General features: G+C 28.6%; 23 protein-coding genes and 1 other annotated feature. Of the genes, 22 read left to right on the top strand and 1 reads right to left on the bottom strand.

Annotated elements, in window-relative coordinates:
• Positions 1-46 precede the first annotated feature (46 nt).
• The 5 genes from H8923_RS10435 (at position 47) to H8923_RS10455 (ending at position 4,510) form a co-directional block, all read left to right on the top strand.
• Positions 47-544 carry an RNA polymerase sigma factor gene (locus tag H8923_RS10435; RefSeq protein ID WP_153924613.1) on the top strand — a complete coding sequence of 166 codons (498 nt, stop codon included), beginning with the start codon at positions 47-49 and terminating at the stop codon, positions 542-544.
• Positions 545-549: 5 nt separating this feature from the next.
• A complete protein-coding gene (locus H8923_RS10440) occupies positions 550-1,422 on the top strand; it encodes an anti-sigma-V factor rsiV (RefSeq protein WP_317982867.1) in 873 nt (290 codons plus the stop codon).
• An 86-nt stretch (positions 1,423-1,508) separates the two neighbouring features.
• Positions 1,509-2,396, top strand: coding sequence for a polysaccharide deacetylase family protein (locus tag H8923_RS10445; RefSeq protein WP_153924616.1), 888 nt, complete (start codon positions 1,509-1,511; stop codon positions 2,394-2,396).
• A 142-nt stretch (positions 2,397-2,538) separates the two neighbouring features.
• A complete protein-coding gene (locus H8923_RS10450) occupies positions 2,539-3,858 on the top strand; it encodes an MATE family efflux transporter (RefSeq protein ID WP_153924618.1) in 1,320 nt (439 codons plus the stop codon).
• Between the two features lie 67 nt (positions 3,859-3,925).
• Entirely contained in the window at positions 3,926-4,510 is a 585-nt protein-coding gene (locus tag H8923_RS10455) for a helix-turn-helix domain-containing protein (protein ID WP_153924620.1), read from the top strand.
• A gap of 123 nt (positions 4,511-4,633) precedes the next feature.
• Here the strand turns inward: H8923_RS10455 and H8923_RS10460 are convergent, their stop codons facing one another.
• Complete coding sequence (locus H8923_RS10460; RefSeq protein ID WP_153924623.1) at positions 4,634-5,323, bottom strand: YczE/YyaS/YitT family protein; 690 nt, start codon at positions 5,321-5,323, stop codon at positions 4,634-4,636.
• Between the two features lie 209 nt (positions 5,324-5,532).
• Positions 5,533-5,791, top strand: a binding site (T-box leader).
• Between the two features lie 61 nt (positions 5,792-5,852).
• Between H8923_RS10460 and H8923_RS10465 the strand changes: the two genes are divergently transcribed.
• From H8923_RS10465 to H8923_RS10545, 17 genes are all read left to right on the top strand, one after another.
• Positions 5,853-6,809: a methionine ABC transporter ATP-binding protein gene (locus H8923_RS10465; RefSeq protein WP_153924626.1), complete on the top strand. Its 957-nt coding sequence runs from the start codon at positions 5,853-5,855 to the stop codon at positions 6,807-6,809.
• A 24-nt stretch (positions 6,810-6,833) separates the two neighbouring features.
• The gene (locus tag H8923_RS10470) at positions 6,834-7,493 is read left to right on the top strand and encodes a methionine ABC transporter permease (RefSeq protein WP_153924629.1); all 660 of its coding nucleotides are present in this window, start codon (positions 6,834-6,836) and stop codon (positions 7,491-7,493) included.
• A 27-nt stretch (positions 7,494-7,520) separates the two neighbouring features.
• Entirely contained in the window at positions 7,521-8,324 is an 804-nt protein-coding gene (locus tag H8923_RS10475; RefSeq protein ID WP_153924631.1) for a MetQ/NlpA family ABC transporter substrate-binding protein, read from the top strand.
• 284 nt (positions 8,325-8,608) lie between these two features.
• Positions 8,609-11,107: a heavy metal translocating P-type ATPase gene (locus H8923_RS10480; protein ID WP_153924633.1), complete on the top strand. Its 2,499-nt coding sequence runs from the start codon at positions 8,609-8,611 to the stop codon at positions 11,105-11,107.
• A gap of 156 nt (positions 11,108-11,263) precedes the next feature.
• On the top strand, positions 11,264-14,446 hold the full coding sequence (locus tag H8923_RS10485; RefSeq protein WP_153924635.1) for a ligand-binding sensor domain-containing protein: 3,183 nt from the start codon (positions 11,264-11,266) through the stop codon (positions 14,444-14,446).
• A gap of 397 nt (positions 14,447-14,843) precedes the next feature.
• Positions 14,844-15,668: a MurR/RpiR family transcriptional regulator gene (locus H8923_RS10490; protein ID WP_153924637.1), complete on the top strand. Its 825-nt coding sequence runs from the start codon at positions 14,844-14,846 to the stop codon at positions 15,666-15,668.
• 56 nt (positions 15,669-15,724) lie between these two features.
• Positions 15,725-17,392, top strand: coding sequence for an ABC transporter substrate-binding protein (locus H8923_RS10495; RefSeq protein WP_153924639.1), 1,668 nt, complete (start codon positions 15,725-15,727; stop codon positions 17,390-17,392).
• Between the two features lie 113 nt (positions 17,393-17,505).
• On the top strand, positions 17,506-18,468 hold the full coding sequence (locus H8923_RS10500; protein ID WP_153924644.1) for an ABC transporter permease: 963 nt from the start codon (positions 17,506-17,508) through the stop codon (positions 18,466-18,468).
• A gap of 10 nt (positions 18,469-18,478) precedes the next feature.
• Positions 18,479-19,402, top strand: a complete 924-nt coding sequence (locus tag H8923_RS10505) for an ABC transporter permease (RefSeq protein WP_153924647.1) — start codon at positions 18,479-18,481, stop codon at positions 19,400-19,402.
• 9 nt (positions 19,403-19,411) lie between these two features.
• A complete protein-coding gene (locus H8923_RS10510; RefSeq protein ID WP_147541325.1) occupies positions 19,412-20,419 on the top strand; it encodes an ABC transporter ATP-binding protein in 1,008 nt (335 codons plus the stop codon).
• Positions 20,412-21,449, top strand: coding sequence for an ABC transporter ATP-binding protein (locus tag H8923_RS10515; RefSeq protein ID WP_153924650.1), 1,038 nt, complete (start codon positions 20,412-20,414; stop codon positions 21,447-21,449). The genes H8923_RS10510 and H8923_RS10515 overlap by 8 nt, the downstream gene beginning before the upstream one ends.
• Positions 21,427-22,131, top strand: a complete 705-nt coding sequence (locus H8923_RS10520; RefSeq protein ID WP_153924653.1) for an N-acetylmannosamine-6-phosphate 2-epimerase — start codon at positions 21,427-21,429, stop codon at positions 22,129-22,131. The genes H8923_RS10515 and H8923_RS10520 overlap by 23 nt, the downstream gene beginning before the upstream one ends.
• Positions 22,131-23,042, top strand: a complete 912-nt coding sequence (locus tag H8923_RS10525) for an ROK family protein (protein ID WP_153924656.1) — start codon at positions 22,131-22,133, stop codon at positions 23,040-23,042. Before H8923_RS10520 ends, H8923_RS10525 begins: the two co-directional genes overlap by 1 nt.
• Before the next feature lie 2 nt (positions 23,043-23,044).
• Complete coding sequence (locus H8923_RS10530) at positions 23,045-23,959, top strand: dihydrodipicolinate synthase family protein (protein WP_147541321.1); 915 nt, start codon at positions 23,045-23,047, stop codon at positions 23,957-23,959.
• An 8-nt stretch (positions 23,960-23,967) separates the two neighbouring features.
• Positions 23,968-24,606, top strand: coding sequence for an SGNH/GDSL hydrolase family protein (locus tag H8923_RS10535; RefSeq protein ID WP_147541320.1), 639 nt, complete (start codon positions 23,968-23,970; stop codon positions 24,604-24,606).
• Between the two features lie 155 nt (positions 24,607-24,761).
• Positions 24,762-24,989: a hypothetical protein gene (locus H8923_RS10540; RefSeq protein ID WP_153924658.1), complete on the top strand. Its 228-nt coding sequence runs from the start codon at positions 24,762-24,764 to the stop codon at positions 24,987-24,989.
• Positions 24,965-26,740: a sensor histidine kinase gene (locus tag H8923_RS10545; RefSeq protein ID WP_153924660.1), complete on the top strand. Its 1,776-nt coding sequence runs from the start codon at positions 24,965-24,967 to the stop codon at positions 26,738-26,740. Before H8923_RS10540 ends, H8923_RS10545 begins: the two co-directional genes overlap by 25 nt.
• Positions 26,741-26,853 lie beyond the last annotated feature (113 nt).

The following is a 26,853-nucleotide window of genomic DNA, read 5'->3' on the forward strand; positions in this document are numbered from 1 at the left end:
TTTTAATACCGTATAGAACGTCTTATATATGAGAGGTGGATAAAGGATGAAATTACTAAGCTTAGTAGAAAGAAAAAAAGAAAAAAAGATAAAACAATATATAGTTGATAATAAAGAAGCGTTGTATAGATTTGCTTATACATATGTTCACAATGAAGATGACGCATTAGATATAGTACATGATGCTATATGCAAATCATTAACTAATATAAACACTCTCAAAGATACAGATAGTATAAAACCTTGGATATATAGAATAGTTGCAAATTGTGCAATTGACAATATAAGAAAAAATAAAAAATATGTAATATCTAGTGATGATTTAGAAGTAGATGATTTAATGGGATACGATAAATATGAAGACATAGATTTGCAAAGAGCATTAGATCAACTACCAGAAAAATATAGAACTATAATTGTACTTAGATATTTTGAAGACATGAAAATAGGAGATATAGCTCAAATATTGGGTGAAAATGAAAATACGATAAAAACCAGATTGTACAATGCATTGGCTAAATTAAAAATAAGCATTTCTGAATAAAGGGAGTGAAAATATTGAATAAAAATGAAAACTTAGATAATTTAAAAGATAATTATAAAAATATAGAAATACCGAGCAGATTGGATAGCGTTGTAAATGATGCTATTAATAGCAATGTAAGAAAAAATAAAAAAAGTACAGCAGCAAAATGGTCTGTAGTTGCAGCTTCTATAGGTATAGTGGTGGGAGCAGTTAATTTAAATCCTACTTTTGCAGATACATTAGAAAGTATACCTGTTTTAGGGAGTATGATAAAGATCATAAACTTTAGAAATTACAGAATAGATGAAAATGGATTTGATATTTCTATAGATGTACCAAAAATAGAAGGTTTAAAGGACAAAAACTTGGAATTTAAATTGAATAAAGAATTTGAAGAAGAAGGCAAAAAACAATATGATGAATATATAAAAGAGATTAACAAATTAAAATCAGAAGGGCTTGAAGGGAAAGAATACGCAAAATCATGGTATGAGGTAATAACAGATACTGATGATATTTTATCAATAGTAGTATATAATTACTCAGCTCAAGCATCATCAAATACAACTAGAAAATTTTATAATATAGATAAGAAGAATCAAACAGTTTTAACATTAGAAGGAATGTTTGAAGGTACAGATTATGTAAATGTTATAAGTAAAAATATAAAAGAACAAATGACGGATAGAATGAAAAAGAATCCAGAAGAGTCATATTGGTTAAACGATGAAATGGTTGATAATAATTTTGAAAAAATAGAAAAAAATCAAGATTTTTATATAAATGATAAAAATCAATTAGTTATATGCTTTGATAAATACGATGTAGCACCAGGATCTGAAGGGTTAGTTGAATTTGCAATACCTCAGAAAATAGTAGAAAATTTAATGAAATAAAACTGCTAAATATAGCGGGGGATTAATGATAATTCATTAAGATCGAAAATGACAAAAATATATATATCAATTAAGAGGAGAGAAAAATGAGTTACAAAAATAGAAAAGTTAATAAGAGTAAAGTTATATTAGTAGCAGTTATAGGTTTAATTATTGTGGGAGTAGCTAATAAAACATGGGCTTATGTAGATGAGCAAAGACATATTAAAGCAGAACAACAAAGAATAGAAGAAGAAAAAAGGAAAGCTGAAGAAGAAAAGAAAAAATACATGGTAGGAGTTAGCCATGAAGGTAAAAAGTATTCATATGATGCAAAACTTGTATATGATAAGCTTAGTAAATATGATTACTCAAATGATGGTAAAAAGATAGTATTTTTAACATTTGATGATGGAACTTCAACAACTGTAACACCACAAATATTAAAAACACTAAAAGATGAGGATGTAAAGGCAACATTTTTCTTAACTGGAGAAAATATAGAAAGAGGCGGAGAAAAAGCTAAAGAACTTATAAAACAAGAGTTTAATGAGGGACACGCTATAGCTAATCATTCATATAGTCATGACTATAAGTTATTGTATCCAAATAGAAATTTAGACTTAGAAGCATTTAAGGCAGATTTTGCAAAAACTGATAAGATTATAAAAGATGTTTTAGGAAAGTACTTTTCAACAAGAGTATTAAGATGTCCAGGTGGTCATATGTCATGGAGAGGTATGGATGAATTAGACACTTATTTAGAAGAAAATAATAAAGTATCAATTGACTGGAATGCATTAAATGCAGATGCTGAAGGTAAGAGAAAGAATGCACAAGAATTAGCTGACTATGCAATAAAAACAGCACAAGGTAAAGAAATGGTAGTTCTTTTAATGCACGACACTTACGGAAAAGAAGAAACTGCAAAAGCTTTACCAACTATAATAAAATACTTTAAAGATAACGGATATGAATTCAAAACTCTTGTATAGAGGATAATAAAATAATATATTATAAAAAAGATAGGTATCAACCTATCTTTTTTTATAATTATAACAATTATGCTTTATTGAAAATAAAGAGAATACCATATACTATTTAAAATATGAAGGTGGTTTATAGGGGGATAAGTATATGATTGATATGACTGAAGGGAATCCAAATAAATTAATATTAAAATTTGCATTTCCAATGATATTAGGCAATATATTTCAACAAGTATATAACTTGGTAGATAGTATAGTAGTTGGGAAGTTTGTAGGAGCAGATGCTCTGGCATCAGTTGGATCATCCTTTTCTATTGTTGTATTTATAACGTCCATAATAATTGGATTGACTATGGGAGTTGGAATTATTTTTGCACAATATTATGGATCAAGAGATATGCAAAACCTTAAGGAAACTATAGTTATTTCATTTATATTTATAGGTGGAGTTACAATATTTATAATGATTGTATCTTTATTAGGTATAGATTTGATACTAGATTTATTTAATATGCCAGATAGGCTTATCAAAGATTCAAAAGGATATTTAATAATTATTATATTAGGATTACTATTCACATTTATTTATAATTTAGCTACTGCTTTGCTAAGGTCAATAGGAGATTCAAAAAGACCTCTATATTTTTTAATAGTAGCATCAATTATAAATATAGTATTAGATATAGTATTTGTCTTGAAATTTAATTGGGGAGTCATAGGTGTGGCAATTGCTACTATAATTGCTCAAGCTATATCAGCAGTTTTAAGTATTATATATGTATATAAAAGTATAAATTTTATAAAAATATCAAAACAAGATATAAGGATAAATAAAGATGTATTTAAAAATGTAGTGAAGTATTCTGTACTAACATCGATTCAACAGTCTATTATGAACTTTGGAATATTAATTGTTCAAGGCTTAGTAAATACATTTGGTACCACTGTAATGGCAGCTTTTGCTGCAGGAGTGAAGGTTGACTCTATTGCATATATGCCAGTACAAGACTTTGGTAATGCATTTTCGACATTTGTAGCTCAAAATAAAGGAGCAGGAAAAATTAATAGAGTAAAAGAAGGAGTTAAAAGTTCAACAAAAATTATAATGATTTTTTGTGTAATTGTATCAACACTAATATTTGTTTTTTCAAAAGATATAATGTATATATTTATAAAAAAGAGTGAGATAGAAGTAATATCTCTAGGAGTTGAATATCTATCAGTAGTATCAATTTTTTATGTTTTAATTGGATTTTTATTTATGTTCTATGGTCTATTTAGAGGTGTAGGTTTAATAAATATATCTATAGTTTTAACCTTAGTATCATTAGGAACTAGGATAGTATTAGCGTATATACTTGCATCAACATGGCTATCTGAAAGTGGAATATGGTGGTCTATTCCAATCGGATGGGCTTTAGCAGATATTTTAGGTATTGTATATTATCGAAAGAAGATAAATTTTTAAAACTCTACGATTAGTTTATTGAATGATTTATCATATTAAGTTAAATTAATATTAAGAGGTGAAGCTAATGGATTGCAAGAAAGTTGGCAAATTAATATATGAATTAAGAAAAGAAAAAAATATGACGCAAAAGCAGGTAGCTGAATTAATGAATATAAGTGATAAAACAATAAGCAAATGGGAGAGAGGATTAGGTTGCCCTGATGTTTCTTTACTATTAGGCTTATCAGATATATTTGGTGTAAGTATTGAAGGAATTTTATCTGGCGAAATAAACTTAAATGAAATATCAGGAGGTAATATGAAAAATATAAAGTTTTATATATGTGACAAGTGTGGAAACTTAATAACTTCAACTTCAGAGGCATCGATATCATGCTGTGGCAAAAAAATGGAAGCAGCAGTAGCAAAAAAAGCAGAAGATGCTCATAGACTTAATGTAGAACCTATAGAAAATGAACTTTTTATAACAACAGAGCATGAAATGAAAAAAGAACACTACATTACTTTTGTAGCTCATGTGAAGGGTGATAGAGTTCAAATTGTAAAGCAATATCCAGAGTGGGATATGCAATTTAGACTTAATCAAGTTGGACGCGGTAAGCTATATTTCTATTGTATAAACCATGGATTATTCTATCAAATTGTATAGTTATTGTTTAAAATATATTCAAATTCATAATAGTATATTGAATTAAGTTAGTAATAATTATAAAAAAGAGCTGTATAAAATAACCTATAGATTATTTTATACAGCTCTTTTTTAATTGTATTCTTAGAGAACAACCTCTTGATCATCTTTTTTATTACTAAAAAAATTTTTAAAATAATTTATATCATCAACTATATACCTATGTTGAACTGAAGCACTATCAAACTTACATATATTAAATGCAAGCTCAATAAAATATCCTAGTCCAAAAGCGCTTATAACTGTACCAATACCTACAGTACCACCTAAGAAATAACCAACTATAAGAGCAGAAACTTCCATAACACCTCTTATAAGAGTAAGTGATTTTCCAGTTTTTCTTTGAATTGCCACCATCATACCATCTCTAGGTCCACTTCCAAACCCTGAACCTAAATAAAGTACGCAACCAATTCCAAGTATAAACATTCCTAATAGCATCATTATAATTCCAGTTATAAAATTATCGGCAATAGGTATTAAATGATTTAGCATTAGTACATCCATAAGTATTCCAACAAGAACCATATTAATTATAGTACCCCAACCTAAATTTTCTTTTAGCAAGATATTTACTACAACTACTATAGTTCCAACTATTATACTTGCATTTCCCATAGTAATGCCTGTGATTTTATATATACCCTCGTGTAAAACATCCCAAGGTGATAGACCTAAATTAGCGTTTATAGTCATTACTATGCCTATTGCACAAAAACAAAAGCCTATTATCATTTTTACAAATTTAAATATTGCTGATTTCAAATTATTCATCTCCCCTAAAAAATCTGTATCATATATAAGGATAACATAGTAAAACATATTCTTTCTACTTATTTCAAAATATTAATAAACCATAATGATAAGTATGATCATATATATATTGTTTAATTTTTGAAAAGATTAAAAAATAAATAATTTTCAGAAAATAAGTTGACATTATATTAAATACTATATATTATATAAATATAGAAAAGACAATAATAAACGCGAAGAAAAGGAAAGTACCTTTGAGAATACTTTTACAGAGAGTTCCTATTTGGTGAGAAGGAGCAAAGGATATTAAAGAGAAAATGGCCTTGGAGTGGTGTACCGAAATCGATAAGATTTAGGCTACAACGGATTCACCCGTTACAGTGATAGAGTATAACCAAAACTTATTTGGCGTACTTGATGAGGTTTGTATTGTGAAATACAAATAAAATAGGATGGTAACACGAAGCTTATGCTCTCGTTCCTAAGAATTATTTCTTAGGTTCGAGAGCTTTTTTAATGTAGAAATTACTAAATTAGGAGGGAAAATATGATAAGTATAAAAGAAGTAAATAAAAATTTTGGGAACACTCGAGTACTAAAAGATATAAGTATAGATATAGATAAAGGAGAAATCTTTGGATTAGTTGGTCATAGTGGTGCAGGTAAATCAACTTTACTAAGATGTATCAATGGACTTGAGAGTTACAATGAGGGAAGCATATTAATTAATGGCAAAGAAGTAAAAAACTTAAATCCAAAAGAGATAAGAGAATTTAGAAAGAACTTAGGAATGATATTTCAACATTTCTCATTATTAGAAAGATTAACTGTTTATGAAAATATAGCATTGCCATTAAAATGTTGGGGATATTCAAAATCAAAAATAGATAAAAAAGTAAATGAATTATTAAACTTAGTTGATTTAGAAGATAAAGCAAAAAATAGACCAAAACAATTAAGTGGAGGTCAAAAGCAAAGGGTAGCAATAGCAAGAGCCCTAACATTAGAACCAGAAATACTACTTTGTGATGAAGCAACTTCAGCACTAGATCCTAAGACAACAAAATCAATACTTGAATTACTTAAAGATATAAATCAAAAGCTTGGTATAACTATAGTTGTTGTTACACATCAAATGGAAGTTGTAAAAGAGATTTGTAGTAAGGTTGCGATATTAAAAGGTGGAGAAGTACAAGAATGTGGAGATACAGAAGAATTATTCTTAAATCATCCGAGAGCTTTAAAAGAGTTACTAGGAGAAGAAGATGTAGTACCAAATAGTGGAGTTAATATAAAATTATATTTCCCGAAAGATTCTTCAAATGAATCTGTAATAACTTCAATGGCTAGAAGTTTAGATATTGATTTTTCAATAGTATGGGGGAAACTTGAGAAATTTAGAGAAGATGTATTAGGATCTCTTGTTATAAATATTGACGAAGATAATAAAGAATTAGTAACAAATTACTTAAATTCAACAGATATAAAATGGGAAGTTTTATAAGAAATATAATAGGAGGAAGAGAAGATGAAAACTAAATTTTTAGAATTTGTAGAAGCTATTTTATTAGAAGCATTGGGGCAAACTTTATATATGACAGTCATAGCAACACTATTAGCAACAATAATTGGATTTATAATTGCAGTTATATTAATAGTAACAGATGAGAAGGGACTTAGACCTAATAAGAAAATAAATGTAGTATTAGGGACTATAATAAATACAGTTCGTAGTTTTCCATTTATCATTCTAATTGTAGCAATAATACCTTTTACTAGGATGATAGTAGGAACATCAATAGGAGTAGATGCAGCACTTGTGCCACTTACTATAGGAGCATCACCATTCATAGCAAGGGTAATAGAAAGTGCATTAAAAGAAGTTGATAAAGGACTTATAGAAGCAGCAAAATCATTTGGAGCATCAGGTTTTCAAATAATATTTAAAGTAATGATAAAGGAAGCATTGCCATCTATAGTATCAGGAATAACCTTATCAACAATATCTATATTAGGATATACAGCAATGGCAGGTTCAGTAGGAGCAGGTGGTCTTGGAGCAGTAGCACTTACTTATGGTCATCAAAGATTTGATACACAAGCAATGATTTACACAGTAGTAACATTAATAATAATAGTTCAAGTAATTCAGTACTTAGGAAATTTAGCTTACAAAAAACTATCATAAATTATAATATTTAAGGGGGAATTTAAAATGAAATTAAAGAAAATAATAGGATTAGCATTAGCAGGAGTTTTATCAATATCAACAGTTGGATGTTCTTCAACTAAAAATAAAGAAGATGATAAAAAAATAGTAGTAGGATGTAATTTAGTACCAGGAGAAGCACTTTTAAATGAAATTAAGCCATTAATTGAAAAAGAAGGATACGAATTAGAAATAAAAGTATTTAATGATTATGTATTACCAAATACAGCTTTAAATGATGGTGAACTTGATGCAAATTTATTCCAACACAAACCTTTCTTAGATAAAACGAACGAAGAAAAAGGATATGATTTAGTTGCAGTAGAAGCGCTTTACGGATGTCCAATAACTTTATACTCTGAAAAAAGAGATTCATTAGAAGCATTACAAGATGGGGATACAATAGCACTAACTAATGACCCAAGTAATGAATCAAGGTCATTAAGATTATTAGAAAAAGCAGGATTAATAAAACTAAAAGAAGGTGAACTAGTAACACCAAAGGATATAACAGAAAATCCTAAAAATCTAAAATTTGTAGAAGCTGAGGCATCATTATTACCTAGTATATTAAAAGATGTTGAAGCAGCATTTATAAATACAAATTATGCTGTAGCAGCAGGACTTAATGCTAATGAAAAAGGTATATTAATAGCACCGCTTGATGATAATTATGCAAATATTATAGCCTCAAGAAGTGGTGATGAGGAAAGTGAAAAGATAAAAGTTCTAAAGAATGCATTAACATCTGATGAAGCTAGAGATTTTATTAATAAGGAATATCAAGGAACTATAGTACCTGTATTTTAGATGTATTTTACAAAAAATTCATATATATGAAATAATATAATATTAATTAATTATAAAAATTAATAAAAAATGCTATCTTAATATTAGGATAGTATTTTTTATTGTTGTTTTTATTTAGAGAGCTATTTTATTAAATCGTGTTGACAATTATAGAAAATGGTTATATACTCATAATTATAACATACCCCTAGGGGGTATGAAAAAGGTTAAATAATCAAAAATACAATACTATAAAGTGTTATATATAAGATTTTAATTATTAAAAATATGGAGGGAGATATGAAATGAGTAATATAACAAAATCAAGTTATAAAGTAACAGGAATGACATGTTCATCATGTGGAAAAGCAGCAGAAAGAGCTGTCAAAAAAATAGATGGAGTATTGAGCCAAAGTGTAAATATGGCTACAGAAAAAATTCAAATAGAATACGATAGTAGCAAAGTTAAGTTTGAAGACTTAGAAGTAGCAGTAAAAAAAGCAGGATATATTCTATTAGAAGATATTAGTTATAGCAAAATAGATTTTAAAATAAGTGGTATGACTTGTGTATCTTGTGCAAAAGCAATAGAAAGGTCAGTTAATAAACTAGATGGAATAGAAAGTGTAAGTGTCAATGTAGCTACAGAAAAAGCAACTATAAGCTATGATTCATCTAAATTAAAATTAACTCAAATAAGAAATACTATTGAAAAAGCAGGATATAAAGTATTAGAAAAGGTCGAAAGTAAAGCAAGCAATATAGATGAAGATAAAGTAAGAAAAGAAAAGGAAATGAAAACATTATTCATAAAGTTTTTAGTGGCAGTAGGATTTTCATTACCATTATTTTATATAGCCATGGGTCCTATGATATCTAAACCATTTGGTCCATGGCCAGTACCAAATATTATAGACCCAATGGCAAATCCACTAAATTATGCATTAATTCAATTAGTATTAGTAATACCAGTAATGATAGCTGGAAATAAATTTTATACAAATGGATTCAAAGCACTTATAAATAAAAGTCCGAATATGGACTCATTAGTAGCAATAGGAACATTAGCTGCATTTTTATATAGTGTATACACAACATTTAAAATGGCTACTACAGATATGGTAGCAGGACATGGTCATCACCAATTATACTATGAAAGCGCGGGAATAATAATAGCACTAATACTACTTGGTAAATATCTAGAATCAAAATCAAAGGGAAAAACAAGTGAAGCTATAAAAAAACTTATGGGACTTCAACCTAAAACAGCGATAGTTATAAAGTATGGAAAAGAAATAGAAATTCCAATAGAAGAAGTAGAAGTTGGAGATATAATAATAGTTAAACCAGGCACTAAGATACCTGTAGATGGTATAGTTATAGAAGGTAATACTTCAGTTGATGAGTCAATGCTTACAGGAGAAAGTATACCTGTAGAAAAGAATGTAGGAGATAAAGTTACAGGGGCAAGTATAAATAAAAATGGTAGTATCAAGTTTAGAGCAGATAAAGTAGGTGCAGATACAGCTTTAGCACAAATTATAAAACTTGTTGAAGATGCGCAAGGTAAAAAAGCCCCGATAGCAAAATTAGCAGATACTGTATCCGGGTATTTTGTACCAGTAGTTATAGTTATATCTTTATTATCAGCACTACTTTGGTTTGTAGTTGGAAGTAAAGATTTAGAATTTGTTCTTACAATATTTATATCAGTACTTGTAATAGCATGCCCGTGTGCATTAGGGCTTGCAACGCCCACAGCAATTATGGTAGGTACAGGTAAAGGTGCAGAAAATGGAATATTAATAAAGGGTGGAGAAGCACTAGAGTTGGCTCACAAAATAGATACTATAATTTTTGATAAAACAGGTACAATAACAGAAGGAAAACCTAAGGTTACAGATATAGTAGTGACTAATAATATAAGTAAAAATTATTTACTAGAGATAGCAGCAAGTGCTGAAAAAGGTTCAGAACATCCACTTGGAGAAGCTATAGTAAGATTTGGTGAATATAAAAAAATCGAATTCAAGAAAGTTGATAAATTTAAAGCCATACCAGGTCATGGTATAGAAGTAACTATAGATAATAAAAATGCGTTACTTGGAAATAAGAAACTTATGGATGATAGAAATATAGGTTTAGGAGACTTAAAAGATAAATCAGATGAATTGGCAATGCAAGGTAAAACACCTATGTATATATCTATAGAAAATGAATTAGCAGGAATAATAGCAGTAGCTGATGTAGTAAAAGGAAGTAGTAAAACAGCTATAGAAAAGCTTCACAATATGGGAATAAAAGTAGCTATGGTAACAGGAGATAATAAAAAGACCGCTGATGCAATAGCAAGAGAAGTTGGAATAGATATAGTTCTTGCAGAAGTTTTACCACAAGATAAATCGAATGAAGTTAAGAAGCTTCAAGAACAAGGTAAATTTGTTGCAATGGTAGGAGATGGAATCAACGATGCTCCAGCATTAGCACAGGCCAATATAGGTATAGCAATAGGAAGCGGAACAGATGTAGCGATGGAATCAGCAAATATAGTCTTAATGAAAAGTGACTTAATGGATGTTCCAACAGCTATAAAGTTAAGTAAAGAAACTATAAAAAACATTAAGCAAAATTTATTCTGGGCATTTGCCTATAATACAATAGGAATTCCAATTGCAGCAGGGGCGTTATATATATTTGGGGGACCATTACTAAACCCAATGTTTGCAGCAGCAGCTATGAGTTTAAGTTCGGTATCAGTAATAAGTAATGCACTTAGATTAAAGAAATTTAAAGCTTATAAATAATATACTTTTAATGTGAAAATACTCATATCTACTGGATATGGGTATTTTTTTAATTTTATAAATTTAAGACTATTTATCATTATTTCGTAGTAGTATAATAGAAAAGTGTTTGTAAAAATATGTAAATTTATAAAAATAAAAGGGGGAAGGGGTATAATGAAGATATATGGTAGAAAAATACTTATGACGACAATTGCTATTTTCTTGTATATTTATGTAGGTTATATATATGCAGAAGATAGTATTAATTTTAAAAATATTAAAATTGATGATGGATTATCTCAATCAACGGTGGAAGCCATATTTCAAGATAGTAAAGGATATATATGGATAGGAACTAATGATGGTTTAAATAGATATAACGGATACGATATAGAAATATATAAATCAGATAAAGATGATGAGCAAAGTATAGCAAGTAATTATATTTTATCAATAAATGAAGATGAAGAAGGAAATATATGGATTGGAACTTATAATGGAATAAGTAAGATAAATTCCAAAGATGATTCAATAGTAAATTATAGATATTCTAAATATAAAGAAAAACAATTTTATAACGTTCACGATATTTTAATTACTGAAAATGGACAGGTTATGATAGCATCTTGCTCAGGTGTATACGTTTATAATAAAGAGAAGGATGAATTTGAAAGAAAATTTGAAGAAAAAAATATGTTAACAAACTTCGATGCTACTGTTATTGAAGAAGACGAAGAAGGGAATATTTGGATAGGAACTTCAAATGGATTAAATAAGATAGATATAAAAACTAATAAAATATATAAATATTACTCTGGAGAAAATTCTATAAGTGGAAATTCTATAGAAGGACTTTTAAATGACTCTGAAGGGAATATGTGGGTATCCACTAAGGAAGATGGACTAAATAAAATAAATATAAAAACTAATGAAATAGTAATTTATAAAGAAAATGAAGATGATGGATACTCTTTGCCATCTAATACGACAAGAGAAATGCTACAAGATAAAAATGGGGTTATATGGATAGGAACTGAACGAGGTCTAAGTAAATATATAAAAGAAGAAGATAAATTTATTACATACACAAATAAGAGTTATGATGAAGATAGTTTATCTAATGATCTTGTATATTCTATGATAGAAGACAGTAATGGGTTTATTTGGGTAGGAACATTTATTGGTGTCAGTGTATTTGATTCAAATAATGAAATTAAAAAATATAAAAATGATCCACTTAATGAAAATTCATTAAGCGATAATGTGATTCATGGAATTTATGAAGATAGTGAAGGATTAATATGGGTTGGTACAAAGGATAAAGGTATTAACATAATAGATAGAAATAATGATAAGTATATGCATTTAACAAAAGGTAGTACGAAATATGATTTAAGTAACAATTTTATAAAATGTGTGATAGGTAAAGATGATACTGTTTGGATAGGAACAAGAAATGGGCTTAATAAAGTTAATAAATCTAATATGCAAATAAAGAAATACACTACTGATGATGGTTTAGCTAATAACAATATAGAAAGTGTGTTTATAGATAGTAGGGATTACTTGTGGATTGGAACAAGAGAGGGTATTAATATTTTAAATACAGAAACTGGACAGATGATAGATATTACTACTGAACTAAAAAAGCATGGAGCACAGGATGTATATATAAAGGAAATTTATGAAGATAAAAATGGGTCATACTGGTTAGGTAGTTTTGTTATAGGTGAATTGATAAATATAGACCCTATAAATAAAACTATAAAGCATTATGAATATTATGATGTTAATAATGAAGATAATATTTCAGATATGTACAGTATACGATGTATAGTAGGTGGTGAAGGTAATGATTTATGGATAGGTACTAACCATGGGCTAATTAAATTTAATATGCATACTAAGAATCATAGAATATACACAGAAAAAGATGGATTATCAAATAATACAATATATGGCATTTTACTTGATGATAAAAATAATCCATGGGCAAGCACAAATGATGGTATCTCAAAGTTAAATATAAAAACAAATACATTTAGAAATTTAAGTAGTATTGATGGATTACAAAGTAATGAGTTTAATTTAGAAGCATATTATAAATGTAAAAGTGGTGAATTTTTATTTGGAGGAGTTGACGGGTTAAATTCTTTTTATCCAGAAAAAATTTCAGAAGCATCATATTCTCCAGTTGTAACCTTTGATAGTTTTGAAATAAATGGAGAGATTTACAAAAACATAGATGGGTTAAGTTTTAGGCATGATGAAAATACAATTAAAGTAAAGTATTTTATACCAGAGTATAAAAGTAATAATATACAGTATGAATATAAATTAGAAGGTTCAAATGATGAATGGATAAGGATAGGAACTAATGAAGTTGTTTTAAATGACTTAAATCCAGGTAAATACACATTTAAGATAAAAGCTAAAAGTCATAATGGAACAGTAGGAGAAGAAAGTACTGTAAGTTTTATAGTAAAAAGTCCGATTTGGTTTACTAAAAGAGCTATACTACTATACATAATAATTATAATAATTTTAGTTTATCTAAATATAACGAAAGTAAAAAGATTGGATACTCTAGTTGAGAAAAGAACATTAGAACTAAGTGAAGAGATGAAAAGAAGTAATATACTTTTTAAGAAAGCAATAGAAAATGAAAGAAACAAAAATAATTATTTTATAAATTTGTCTCATGAACTTAGGACTCCATTAAATGTAATAAATTCAGTAGAGCAGTTAATAACAAATCTTAATAAATCAGAAAATGGGATATCAAAAGAAAAATTAGATTACTACATGGAAGTAAGTAGAAAAAATATATCTAGATTATTGAATTTAATAAATAATATAATTGACACTACGAAAATAGAGAATGGAAAATATAAGATTACAATAGACGAATATGATATTGTTTATATAGTAGAAGAAGCGGCTTTAATTTTGAAACAAAGTGCAGAATCTAAAGGAATAAATCTTATAATAGATACAGATATAGAAGAGAAGATAGTAAGATGTGATAAGCAAGAAATAGAAAGATGCATAATAAATTTAATCAGTAATGCAGTAAAATTTACATCTAAAGGAGGAACAATTGAAGTTTTTATTAAGGATTTAGATGACAAGGTGATTGTAACTGTAGAAGACACTGGGATAGGTATAGAAGATAAGTATTATGAATCAATATTTGATAGATTTAATCAGATTGTTGATGAACATACAGAGGTAAAAGGTGGTAGTGGATTAGGATTAACTATAACAAAGCATATTATTGATCTACATAAGGGAGAGATATATGTAGAGAGTGAAATAGATAAGGGTACTAAATTTACGATTATTTTGCCTGTTTAAATAAATTAGAAAAAATGGTGGAACAATTTTTATTTCACCATTTTTTAGTTTAAATTACTAAGAATAAAGTTCTTACACTAAAGATCTATAATATAAGATTATAAGTATAGATATACATAGATTTATTACTATTAAATTGACTTTTATATTGGAATTATACAATTATAGGTATGTGAATTTAATGAAAGTACTTTCAGAAAAATCTAAAAAAATATACTATAAATAAAGGATTAGGATAAAAAATTGAAAAATATATAAAATTTCTTTCAAAAACTTTCAAAATTGTTGCGAAAATAATATTAGATAGCTACACTTACAGTATAAATATATACAAAAAATTTTAAGAAAGTATGAAAGTGTAACAGCTTGATTGGCTAATGAAAAGGAGAAGGATATTATGGAATATTCTGACAATACTGTTTTAAAAAATCTAAAGTCAAGATATGAGCAATTTACTAATGTAGAAAAAACTATAGCCAATTTTTTTATAAACAATAAAGAAACACAAAAATTATCATCAAAATCAGTAGCAGAAAAATTATTTGTATCTGAGGCTTCTTTATCAAGATTTGCAAAGAAGTGTGGGTATAAAGGTTTTAGAGAATTTATATTTGAATATGAAAAGAACATTAGTAAATATAATAAAGAAGAAATATCAAACTTAGTTATAAATACATATCAAGATTTATTAGATAGTTGTCATAAAATGATAAACCAAGAACAAATGAAAAAAATTGCTCACTTTCTAACAAGATCTAAAAAAGTATGCGTTTTTGGAATGGGTAGCTCTGGAATAGCAGCTGAAGAAGTACATTTAAGATTTATGAGATTGGGATTAAATATAGAAGCTGTATATGATTCACATAGGATAAAAATGTTATCATCTCTTGCAAATCATGAAAGTGTTGTCATTGCAATATCTTTAAGTGGAACTACAAAGGAAATACTTCAGGGCATAAGTATTGCAAAATCAAATGGAGCAAAAGTCATAATGTTGACATCAAATAGATCATTCCATTTATCAAGTTTTTGTGATGAAATAATATTAATACCTACAATTAAGGCATTGGATGCCGGTGATTGTATATCGCCTCAATTTCCTATTCTGGTAATGGTAGATATATTATATACATATTTCATAAATAATGAATGCTATTATCAGACAAAACTAAATACTTTAAATGCTTTATCTAAATTTGATGAAGATAATATAATAATATAATTTGGTTTTACTAGGTATAATATACCTTTATAAAATAAAAGAGAAAGGATGAGGTTATGAAGAACAAGAAATTAATAAGCTTATTTGTTACTTCGTTACTAACACTGAATTTAGTTGGGTGTTCTAGCACAGGTAATGAAGGACAAAGTGAGCAAGGGGGAACTACAAAAGCAGCAGAAAACACTCTTTATACTAATGGAGGACCAGAAGAATTCTTCGAAGCTCCATGGTTGAATCCTGGTACATTCGTGTACAACAAAGTTTTATATGACAGATTAATTTTTGCAGATGAAAATCTAGATCCAATACCTGGAGAAGGTCAATTAGCTAAATCATATGAGATGTCTGAAGATGGATTAAACTTAAAGTTTACATTAAGGGAAAACGTTTTTTGGCATGATGGTGAGCCTATAACACCACAAGATATAAAATGGAGTATAGAATACAGTTTAAAAACAACAGTTATTAATAATGTATTTGCAAATACATTTAAAGCAATAGAAGGTGCAACTGAGTACTTAGATGGTAAAGCAGATGATATTTCAGGTATTACAATTGATGGAAATAATATAGATATAAAGTTTGAAAAATTAGCTCCAGATGCATTGCTTACATTTACACAATTTGCACCATTGCCTGAAAAACACTTAAAGGATGTTGACCCTGTTCAATTCCAACAATCTGAATTCTTTAGAAATCCTATAGGTTCAGGACCATTTAAAGTTGAAGAAGTAAAAATGGGTAACTATACTACATTAGCAGGTTTTGATAAATACTGGGATGGAGCACCAACATATAAGATGCACTTAAATCCAAGTGCTGGAGATAGTGACCCAAATTTAGTTACAAATGCAAAAGGTGGATTACTTGACTATTCATATACAAAGAATATAGCTGATGTTAAGTCTCTTGACGGTGTTGAAGGAATAAATGTTGATAAAGTTGATGTAAGATATACAAGATTATTCTTTGCAAACAAATTCAAGAAAAAAGATGGTTCAGAAGCTCCTTTAGCAGATAAGAAAGTTCGTCAAGCTATAATGTATGCATTAGATATGGATGAAATACTTGATGGTATATTCGATGGTGCTGCAGAAAAGGCTAACAGTTTAACTCCAGATGGTGTTGATAAAGTTGATGGATTAAATAATTATGATTATGATCCAGAAAAAGCTAAAAAGTTATTGGAAGAAGCTAACTGGGATCCAAACACAGAATTAGATGTAGTTTATTATTATGATGATCAACAAACAGTTGATTTAATGTCAATAATTCAAAATTACTTATCTCAAGTTGGAATAAAAATGAAATTTAGACTTGTTGAAGGTGATTTAGCTACATTATTATGGTCTTTACCTGAAGATCCTGTAAATGGACCATCAGCAGTTGACTTTGACTTATGTTATGGAGCAACAGCTGCATTATCAATGCATGAATATTATGATAGATATCAAACTGGTGCAGCATTAAACTCACATACACCAGGAACAGAAGAATTAGATAAATTAATAGAAGCAACAAATAAAACTATAGATGCACAAGAACAAAGAGAAGCATTCTTTAATTTACAAAAATATGAGAATGAAGAGTTATTTGTACTTCCTTTATACTATCAACCAATATATGTGATAACAAGTGATAAGATACAAGGTATGCCTGAAAAATTAGGTAATCCACAATTTAACTATAAGTGGGATATACATAAGTGGACATTAGCTGAGTAATAAATTAAGGGTTGTATAACTAATGTTATACAACCCTTTTATTATAAGTAACTGATGAATATTAAGGGATAGCGAAAAGGTTAGTTGGAGAATTTTATTTAAGGAGGTTAAGGATGTTTAAATATACGTTGAAAAAGATACTTGGAATGATTCCAATGTTATTTATAATTACATTTATTATTTATTTTTTATTAGATTTAACTCCAGGGGATTCAGTATCACATTTAATGGACCCTGAAGCACTAGCAAGACTTTCAACAGAACAATTAAATGCACTTAGAGAAGCATATGGATTAAATGATGGATTTGTAGTTAGATACTTCAAGTGGTTAGGGCAACTACTACAAGGAAACTTTGGATATAGTTCAACTAGTGGTGTACCAGTAATTCAGATTATAAAAGAAACATTACCAGCAACATTAGAATTATCAGGAGCAGCTTTATTAATATCAACTGTTTTAGGTAGTATTCTAGGTGTTATAGGAGCTATCAAACGAGGATCTATAGGAGACAATGTATTAACAGTAGCAGGGATGATAGGGGTATCAATACCACAATTCTTCTTTGGTATGGTAGCTATATTGATATTTGCTTTAAATCTAGGATGGTTACCTGTAGGCGGAAGAACAGCGCCTGGGGTAGTAAATTTCATGGATAGAATAGAATATTTAATTTTACCAGCGTTAGTATTAGGATTATCACTTACTGCAGGGGTTATGAGGTATGCAAGAACAAGTATGCTAAATACAATGAACAAAGAATATATAAAAACAGCAAGAAGTAAAGGAATTCCCGAGTGGAAGGTAAATTTAGTTCATGGATTTAGAGTATCTCTAACACCAGTTATAGTACTTGTTGGATTTAGATTACCAACACTTATAGCAGGTTCAGTTGTTATAGAATCTATCTTCCAATGGCCGGGAGTTGGAAATGTATTTAATACAGCAATAAGATCTGCAAATTACAATCTTGTAATGGTTGTAGCACTTATGTTCGTAGCTATGGTCTTAATAGCAAGTACGTTAGTTGATATACTAACAGCTATTCTAGATCCTAGAGTTAAGCTTGAAGGATAGGGGGAAGCATATGGATTTTTTATCGCCTAAAAAAAGATTATATAAAAAGTTCGATAAAATTAAGGAAAGAGAAGAAAACAAAACATTTAAGGAATCTAAAAATAGATCAATAAAGAAATTATTTTCTAATAAGCTTACAACAGTAGGTCTTGTAATATTTACAGTCATATTACTTGCTTGTATATGTGCACCACTGCTAACTAAATATGATCCATTAGCTGTTGATATGAAAAACATATTAAAACCACCATCAAGTGATCATATATTAGGAACAGACAAAATAGGAAGAGATATATTCTCTAGAATATTATATGGTGGAAGATTATCAATATTAATAGGTTTTGGTAGTGCTTTAGGATGTTCTTTTATAGGAGTTATCTTAGGATGCTATAGTGGGTATAAGGGTGGTATTTTAGATGCAATTTTAGTTAGAATATCTGAAATATTCATGTCATTCCCTCAATTAATATTAGTATTAATGTTAGTTTCAATCATAGGTCAGAGTGCATCAAATATAGTGATTATATTTATAATTTGTGGTTGGGGAAGTGTATTTAGAATGGCAAGATCACAAATTTTATCTATAAGAGAAGAAGAGTACGTACAGTCGCTAAAAGTATTTGGTTTAAATGACTTTATAATTTGTTACAAACATATGCTTCCAAATATAATTGGTCCAATAGCAGTAAATATTACTTTAAGTACGGCAATGTTTATTCTAGAGGAAGCAGCTCTTAGTTTCTTAGGATTAGGTGTTCCTCTTGAAATAGCAACATGGGGTAATATTTTAAATGCTTCACAAGATTTATTTACACTACAAAATAACTGGTGGATGTGGTTACCTGTTGGTATAGTTATTTCACTGTTTGTTATGAGTATTAACTTTGTAGGGGACGGACTAAGAGATTCTACCGATCCTACAAGTGTTGAATAGGGGGACAATATGGATAAAATTATTTCAGTTAAAAATTTAAAGACATATTTTTATGCTAACAATAGATGTAATAAAGCATTAAATGGTGTGTCAATGGATATTAAAAGAGGTAAAACTTTATGTATAGTTGGTGAATCAGGTTGTGGAAAAAGTGTTACAGCTTCATCTATAATGCAGCTTTTACCAAAGTTCTCAAGAATAGAAGAAGGTGAAATTATATATCACGATGAAAATGGACGTGATATTAAAATACATGAACTTGAAAGAAACTCAAAAGAAATGAGACAACTTCGTGGTAAAGACATAGCAATGATATTCCAAGATCCAATGACTGCATTAAATCCAGTTTATACAATAGGTTGGCAGATAGTTGAAATGATTAGAACTCATGAAAAAATTTCTAAAAAAGAAGCTAAAGAAAGAGCTTTAAAATTACTAAAAGATATGGGAATACCTCTTGCTGAAAAAAGGATAGATCAGTATCCACATGAATTCTCAGGTGGTATGAGACAAAGAGCAATGATAGCGATGGCTATGAGTTGTAACCCAAAAGTGCTAATAGCAGACGAACCAACAACTGCTCTAGATGTTACAATACAAGCTCAAATATTTGAATTAATGGATAAATTAAAAAGAGAGTACAATACAGCAATAATGTTAATTACACATGATATGGGAGTTGTATGTGAGTTAGCTGATGATGTTGCAGTTATGTATATGGGTAACATCATTGAAAGTGGTAGTGCAAAAGAAGTGCTAGAAAATCCATCACATCCATATACAAAAGCATTATTAAAATCTATACCAGTTCTAGGAAAAGGTGCAGACCAAGAAATAAATCCTATTCGTGGTGCTACACCGGATCCGTTTGATAGACCAACAGGATGTCAATTTGCACCTAGATGTGATTATTACTGTAAAGAGTGTGATGAACAAATGCCTGAGGAACAATTAATTAATGAAAGTACTCACATGGTACGTTGTATAAAGTATAAGGAGGTGGTTTTAAATGGATAAAGAGGTTTTACTAACATTAAATGGAGTTAAGAACTACTTTCCAGTAAAAGATGGAGCATTGTCGAAAGCAAAAAATTATGTAAAAGCAGTTAATGATGTAAATTTAAAAATATATAAAGGTGAAACTTTAGGTCTAGTTGGTGAGTCAGGTTGTGGAAAAACTACATTAGGGAAGACAATATTACAATTATATAAAGCTACTGATGGAGAAATAATATACAACTTTGAAGATGGAGAAAGAGATCTTACTAAACTAAAAAAAGACGAGATGGATTTAGCTCGTAAGAAGATTCAGATAGTATTCCAAGATCCACATTCTTCTTTAAATCCATCATTTACAATATACCAATCACTTTCAGACCCTCTTAAAAAGTTTGGAGTAAAGTCTAAAGAAGAAAGAAGAAAAATAATTGGTGATTTACTTGAAGCTGTGAACATGAGAAGAGAATATATGGATAGATATCCACATGAGTTTTCAGGCGGTCAGCGTCAAAGAATTGGTATAGCAAGAGCATTATCAATAAATCCAGAGCTAGTAATCTGTGATGAGGCAGTATCAGCTCTTGATGTATCAATACAAGCACAGGTACTAAACTTACTTAAGGATCTTAAGGAAAAACATAATTTAACATATATATTCATAACTCATGATTTAAGTGTAGTTGAATATATAAGTGATAGAATTGCTGTAATGTATCTTGGGAAGATTGTAGAACTTGCAGATGCAAAATCATTATATAAAAACACATTACATCCATATACTAAAGCATTATTATCTGCTATACCAGTTGCAGATATTAATCATAAAAAAGAAAGAATTGTTTTAGAAGGTGATGTACCAAGTCCGATGAATCCTCCTAGTGGATGCTTCTTCCATCCAAGATGTAAGCATTGTATGGATATTTGCAAATCAGAAGCTCCACAAATGAAATCTTATACAGTTGAGGGAAAAGAACACTTTGTTTCTTGTCACTTAGCATCAAAACAAATTGAAGAGGGGGGATTATATGAAGAAGCAGGAACTATTTGATGTGATAAAAGGAAATGTAATAGTTTCATGCCAAGCATTACCAGATGAACCATTATATGTAGAAGAAAAATCTATAATGTATTTAATGGCAAGAGCTGCAAAACAAGCAGGAACTCCTGCTATAAGAACTAATAGTGTAAGAGATGTAGTAGCGATTAAGGAAGAAACAGGTTTACCTATAATTGGATTAATTAAAGCTAATTATGATAATTCAGATGTATATATAACTCCGACAATGAAAGAAGTTGACCAACTTGTTGAAGTTAATACAGATATAATTGCCCTAGATTGTACTTTCTCCAAAAGATTAAATGATACATCTATTAATACATTTATAAGAGAAATAAAAGAAAAGTATCCTGACATAGTATTAATGGCAGATATTTCAACTTATGAAGAAGGAGTTAATGCATATAAGTGTGGAGTAGATCTTGTTGGAACGACTATGAATGGATATACAGAGCAAAGTATTGATGCTAATATTACTAATTTAGAATTGGTTAGTAAACTATCAAAAGAAATTTCTATACCAGTTATTGCTGAAGGAAGAATTCATTATCCAAATCAAGTAAGAGAGATGCTTGATGCAGGTGCTTTTGCAGTTGTCGTAGGTGGTGCAATAACCAGACCTTTAGAGATTGCAAAAAGATTTATAGATGCAGCTAAAGGAGAGTTAAAATAATGAACTATTTATCTATTGATATTGGAGGTACAGCTGTAAAAATTGCACTTGTAAACCAAAGTGGATATGTATTAATTTTAGATAAATACTCAGTAAGTTTTGATAACTACGAAACACCAATACTTGAAACTGTTTTGAAATCAATAGATGTATTTATAGATGAAAATAATATACATGATATTAGTGGAATATGTGTATCAGCTACAGGTCAAATAGATGTTAATAAAGGTGCAGTAATAGGAACAGGCGGAAATATAAAAAATTATGATGGTTCAAAAATAAAAGAAGAATTAGAGAAAAAATATAAATTAAAAACTACAGTTATAAATGATGCTAATGCAGCTGTATTAGGAGAACTATTTTTAGGTAGGGCAAAAGGATACAAAAATATAGTAATGATTACCATTGGCACAGGTGTGGGTGGTGGAATAGTAGTAAATGGAGAAGTTTTAAATGGGCGATTAGGGATAGGTGGCGAGATAGGTCACTTATCAATAAATAATGAAGGTGAGCCATGTTCATGTGGGAATAGAGGTTGTTATGAAAGATATGCATCTATGACAGCATTAATTAAAAGAGTAGAAGAAGAATTATGCATAAAAGGAATAAATGGCAAGGATATATTCGATAGAATACCAACTGATGAAAATATCAGTGATATAGTTGATAGTTGGATAGATGATATAGCAAATGGATTAGTTTCTTTAGTACATATTTTTAATCCAGAGATTATACTAGTAGGTGGAGCTGTTAGTGAACAAAAAGAACTATTCATAGATAAACTAAGAGAAAAAGTTATGAGAAAAGTTATGCCAAACTTTTCTTTGGATTTAAAAGTTGAATCTGCTAAACTTGGTAACGATGCAGGTTTAGTTGGGGCACTATACTATTACTTAAAGGATGGGGAATAAAGATGGATTATACAATAGATAGATTTAAAAATGTTACAGTTGCACTAAATACGCCATTTAAAGAAAATGGAGATGTTGATTTAGATACTACAAGAAAATTAGTAAATTACTTATATAACAAAGGTATAAAGAGTTTATATGTTTGTGGAAGTACAGGGGAAGGTTTTTTACTTGATAACGAAGAAAGAAAAGCAGTTGTAGAAGCTGTTTGTGAAGAAGTAAAAGACAAGATGACAATAATTGTTCATGTAGGGTGTGCTAGTACAAAACATGCATGCGAATTAGCTAGCCATGCAGAAAAGTGTGGAGCACATGCAACATCAGCTGTTCCAAGTGTATATTATAGATTAGGAGAAGAAAGTGTATATACTCACTGGACTGAGATAACAAAGGCAGCCGATTTACCATTCCTTATATATAATATACCACAACTTACTGGATTCAACTTATCAGATAATTTATTAAGAAAAATGTGCGAAAACCCAAAAGTTATAGGAGTTAAATGCTCATCAGATCCAGCTCACGATATAGCAAGATTTAAAGCTATAGGAGGAGAAGATTTTATAGTATTTAATGGTCCAGATGAACAATACTTAGCTGGAAGAATAATGGGTGCAGATGCAGGTATAGGTGGTACATATGCAGGTATGCCAGAATTGTATCTTAAGCTTGAAGAATTAATACAAAGAAATGAATTTGACAAGGCAAAGAAGCTTCAGAACATAATGCTTCAATATGTATATAGAATGTGTAGTTTTGGATCTTTATATGGATGTGTAAAATCATTAATTAAATTAGATGGATTAGATATAGGAGTACCTCGTTTACCATTCTTACCAGTTAAAAGTGAAGATGAAAGACTTATTGAACTTTATAAAGATATACAAAATACAATAATCGAAACTAGAAGTTGGTAGGTGATACCATGAATATATTATGCTTTGGAGATTCAAATACACATGGATATAACCCAAAAGATACAACTAGATTTGAAAAAAATATACGTTGGACAGGAATTTTACAAAATCTTTTAGGAGAAAAAGACTATGTTATAGAAGAAGGCTTAAGTGGAAGAACTACAGTTTTTGAAGATCCTATAAATGAGGGATTATGTGGGCTTAATTATATAGTTCCTTGTTTAATGACCCATGAACCAGTTGATTTACTTATTATAATGCTTGGAACTAATGATACAAAAGAGCGCTTTGGAGCTAATGCAGATGTTATATCATTAGGTCTTACTAGATTAATAAAAAAAGTAAAGAATACTGAAGTTGCATTTAGAAATAATAAGCCTAATATATTAATTGTAGCACCACTTCCAATTAGACCAGAGATTGAAAGTGTTGAATGTGGAGCTACTATGGGTAAAGGGTGCTCAGAAAAATCATATAAACTTATACCACTTTACAAAAAGGTTGCTGAAGAACTAGGATGTCACTTTTTTGATCCATCTCCTTATGCAATTTGTAGTGAATATGATTACATGCACTTATCTGAAGAAGCTCATAAAATTTTAGCATATAAATTATATGAAGTCATAAATAAGATAAGAGAATATTAATAGATACTTTATATAATAGTAATTAAATGCCTCAAGAGGATTTTTAATCCTCTTGGGGCATTTTTATTATATTGAAATAATTAAACAAAATGTAACAAAAAAAGTTTATCATTATGATATACTGAAATATGCGCTAGATAGGGGGGGATTTTATTATGATAAAAATTTCGAAGGATAAAGAATTTAAAGACAAAGAAAAAAGGTTATTTGGATACATAGTAATTATTCTATCATTAATATCAGTAGCATTAGTTAGTAACCGTCTCTTTTTGGGAGATATTAATACACCGCACTTGGAATTTACTCTAGGATTTGTAAGATCGTTTAATTCTATACTTGCGATAATAGCATTTGGGAGTTGTTTAATATCATATTTAGGATAAAAAATGATATTGTATTTATTATTTCGCTAATGTATCTATGTCTTGCTATGGGAATAATTTTAGGTCAAGTTGATTATCTTAGTTTTTACTATGTTGAATTTACTCTTTCAAACTATATTATTGTATCAACATCAATGCTAAGGATTTTTATACTTATAATTGCAATTTCATCAAATAATAAGTTAAGAAATTTACTCACTCATAATAAAATAGCTTCAATATTATTTATAATAGTGTATTCAATACTATTTGGTTTTTTAGAGAATAGATTAAATACTGTTAGTATATACGAAAGTAGTAAATTTTTCATAATGTATAATTTATTTTTAATGGTAGTTTATATTATATGCTCGTTTAAATTAGTATTAAAGGGGATAAAAGAAAAAGAATATTTATTTGTAGTTTTAAGTGCAAGTATATTAATGCTTGCAATAAAAGCAGCTTATGCAATATATGGAGCAAATAGAATATCATTCAATGTTAAATTGACCTCTGTATCTTTAACATATATATTTTCTTTAATAGTCATTGCTGGTGGATTTATTGAATTATATATGTATATACAGAGAACAAAAGTTTTAAATGATAAATTAAGTATTTTTTACAATTTAAGTGATAGAAATATGCATAGCTTTATGTTTATATGTGATGAAAATGAAGATATATTATATGCAAATAAAAAATTAAAAGAAAATTACTGTGGAACAGATAATGTTGATATGCATAAATTAAATTCAATATTAAAAGATAAAATAAATTCATTAGATAATAAAGATGAAATAATTAAATTTGTAAATGAAAATGGAGGATGGAGGGGAATAGTAAAAAATGAAAAATATAATAAAACTATAGACTGCTCTGTTCAATTAATAAATACAGCCGAAGGATATAAAGCTATTGCAGCTACATATATGGATATTTCTGATGAAATAAGTTTAGAACTAGAATTAGAAAAATTTAAAGTTTATGATAAAGAGAAAAATGAATTTATATCTAATATTTCTCATGAATTGAGAACACCTTTAAATATATTTTATTCTACAGTTCAGTTACTGGATAGAATGAGCGAAAATGAGGATTTAGATTTTAAGTTAATGTATGAGAAGTATAAAAAGCCATTACATGTAAATTGTAAAAGAATGTTAAGATTAATAAATAATGTTATGGATATATCTAATATAGATACAGGTATTTTGAAACCTAACTTTGGTAACTATGATATAGTATCTATTTCAGAAGATATAACATTATCGGTTGTAAATTATGCATTATTAAAATCTATAAATATACAATTTGATACTAATGTTGAAGAACATACAATTAAATGTGATCCTACTATGATTGAAAGAGTATTACTTAACTTATTATCAAATGCTATAAAGTTTTCAAAGCAAAATAAGAATATATATGTTGATTTAACAGTTAAAGAAAAGTGGGTTCAAATAGAAGTTAAGGATGAAGGGATAGGAATAAATGATAATGTAAAACACATTATATTTGATAAATTTGTCCAAGTAGATAAATCCTTCACGCGTATGAATGAAGGAAGTGGGATAGGACTAAGTATTGTTAAATCAATGATAGATTTACACAATGGAAATATAACTGTAGATAGTGAAGTTAACGTAGGTAGTATATTTAAGATACAATTGCCTAATGAATGTTTAAACGACTCTTATTATGAAACTTATAATATTAATAACTCAAATATTGAGTTAGAGTTATCTGATATTTATGAAGTAGTAACTTAGATAATTCTATATAAATTATTAAAATGTATGAAACGTACTGATTAAAAATCGGTACGTTTTTTATATTAAGTATAAAATAATATCTAATTATAGTATAATTAATTTAATGTCAC

Source organism: Romboutsia faecis (assembly GCF_014323405.1).
GTDB classification, from domain to species: domain Bacteria; phylum Bacillota; class Clostridia; order Peptostreptococcales; family Peptostreptococcaceae; genus Romboutsia_E; species Romboutsia_E faecis.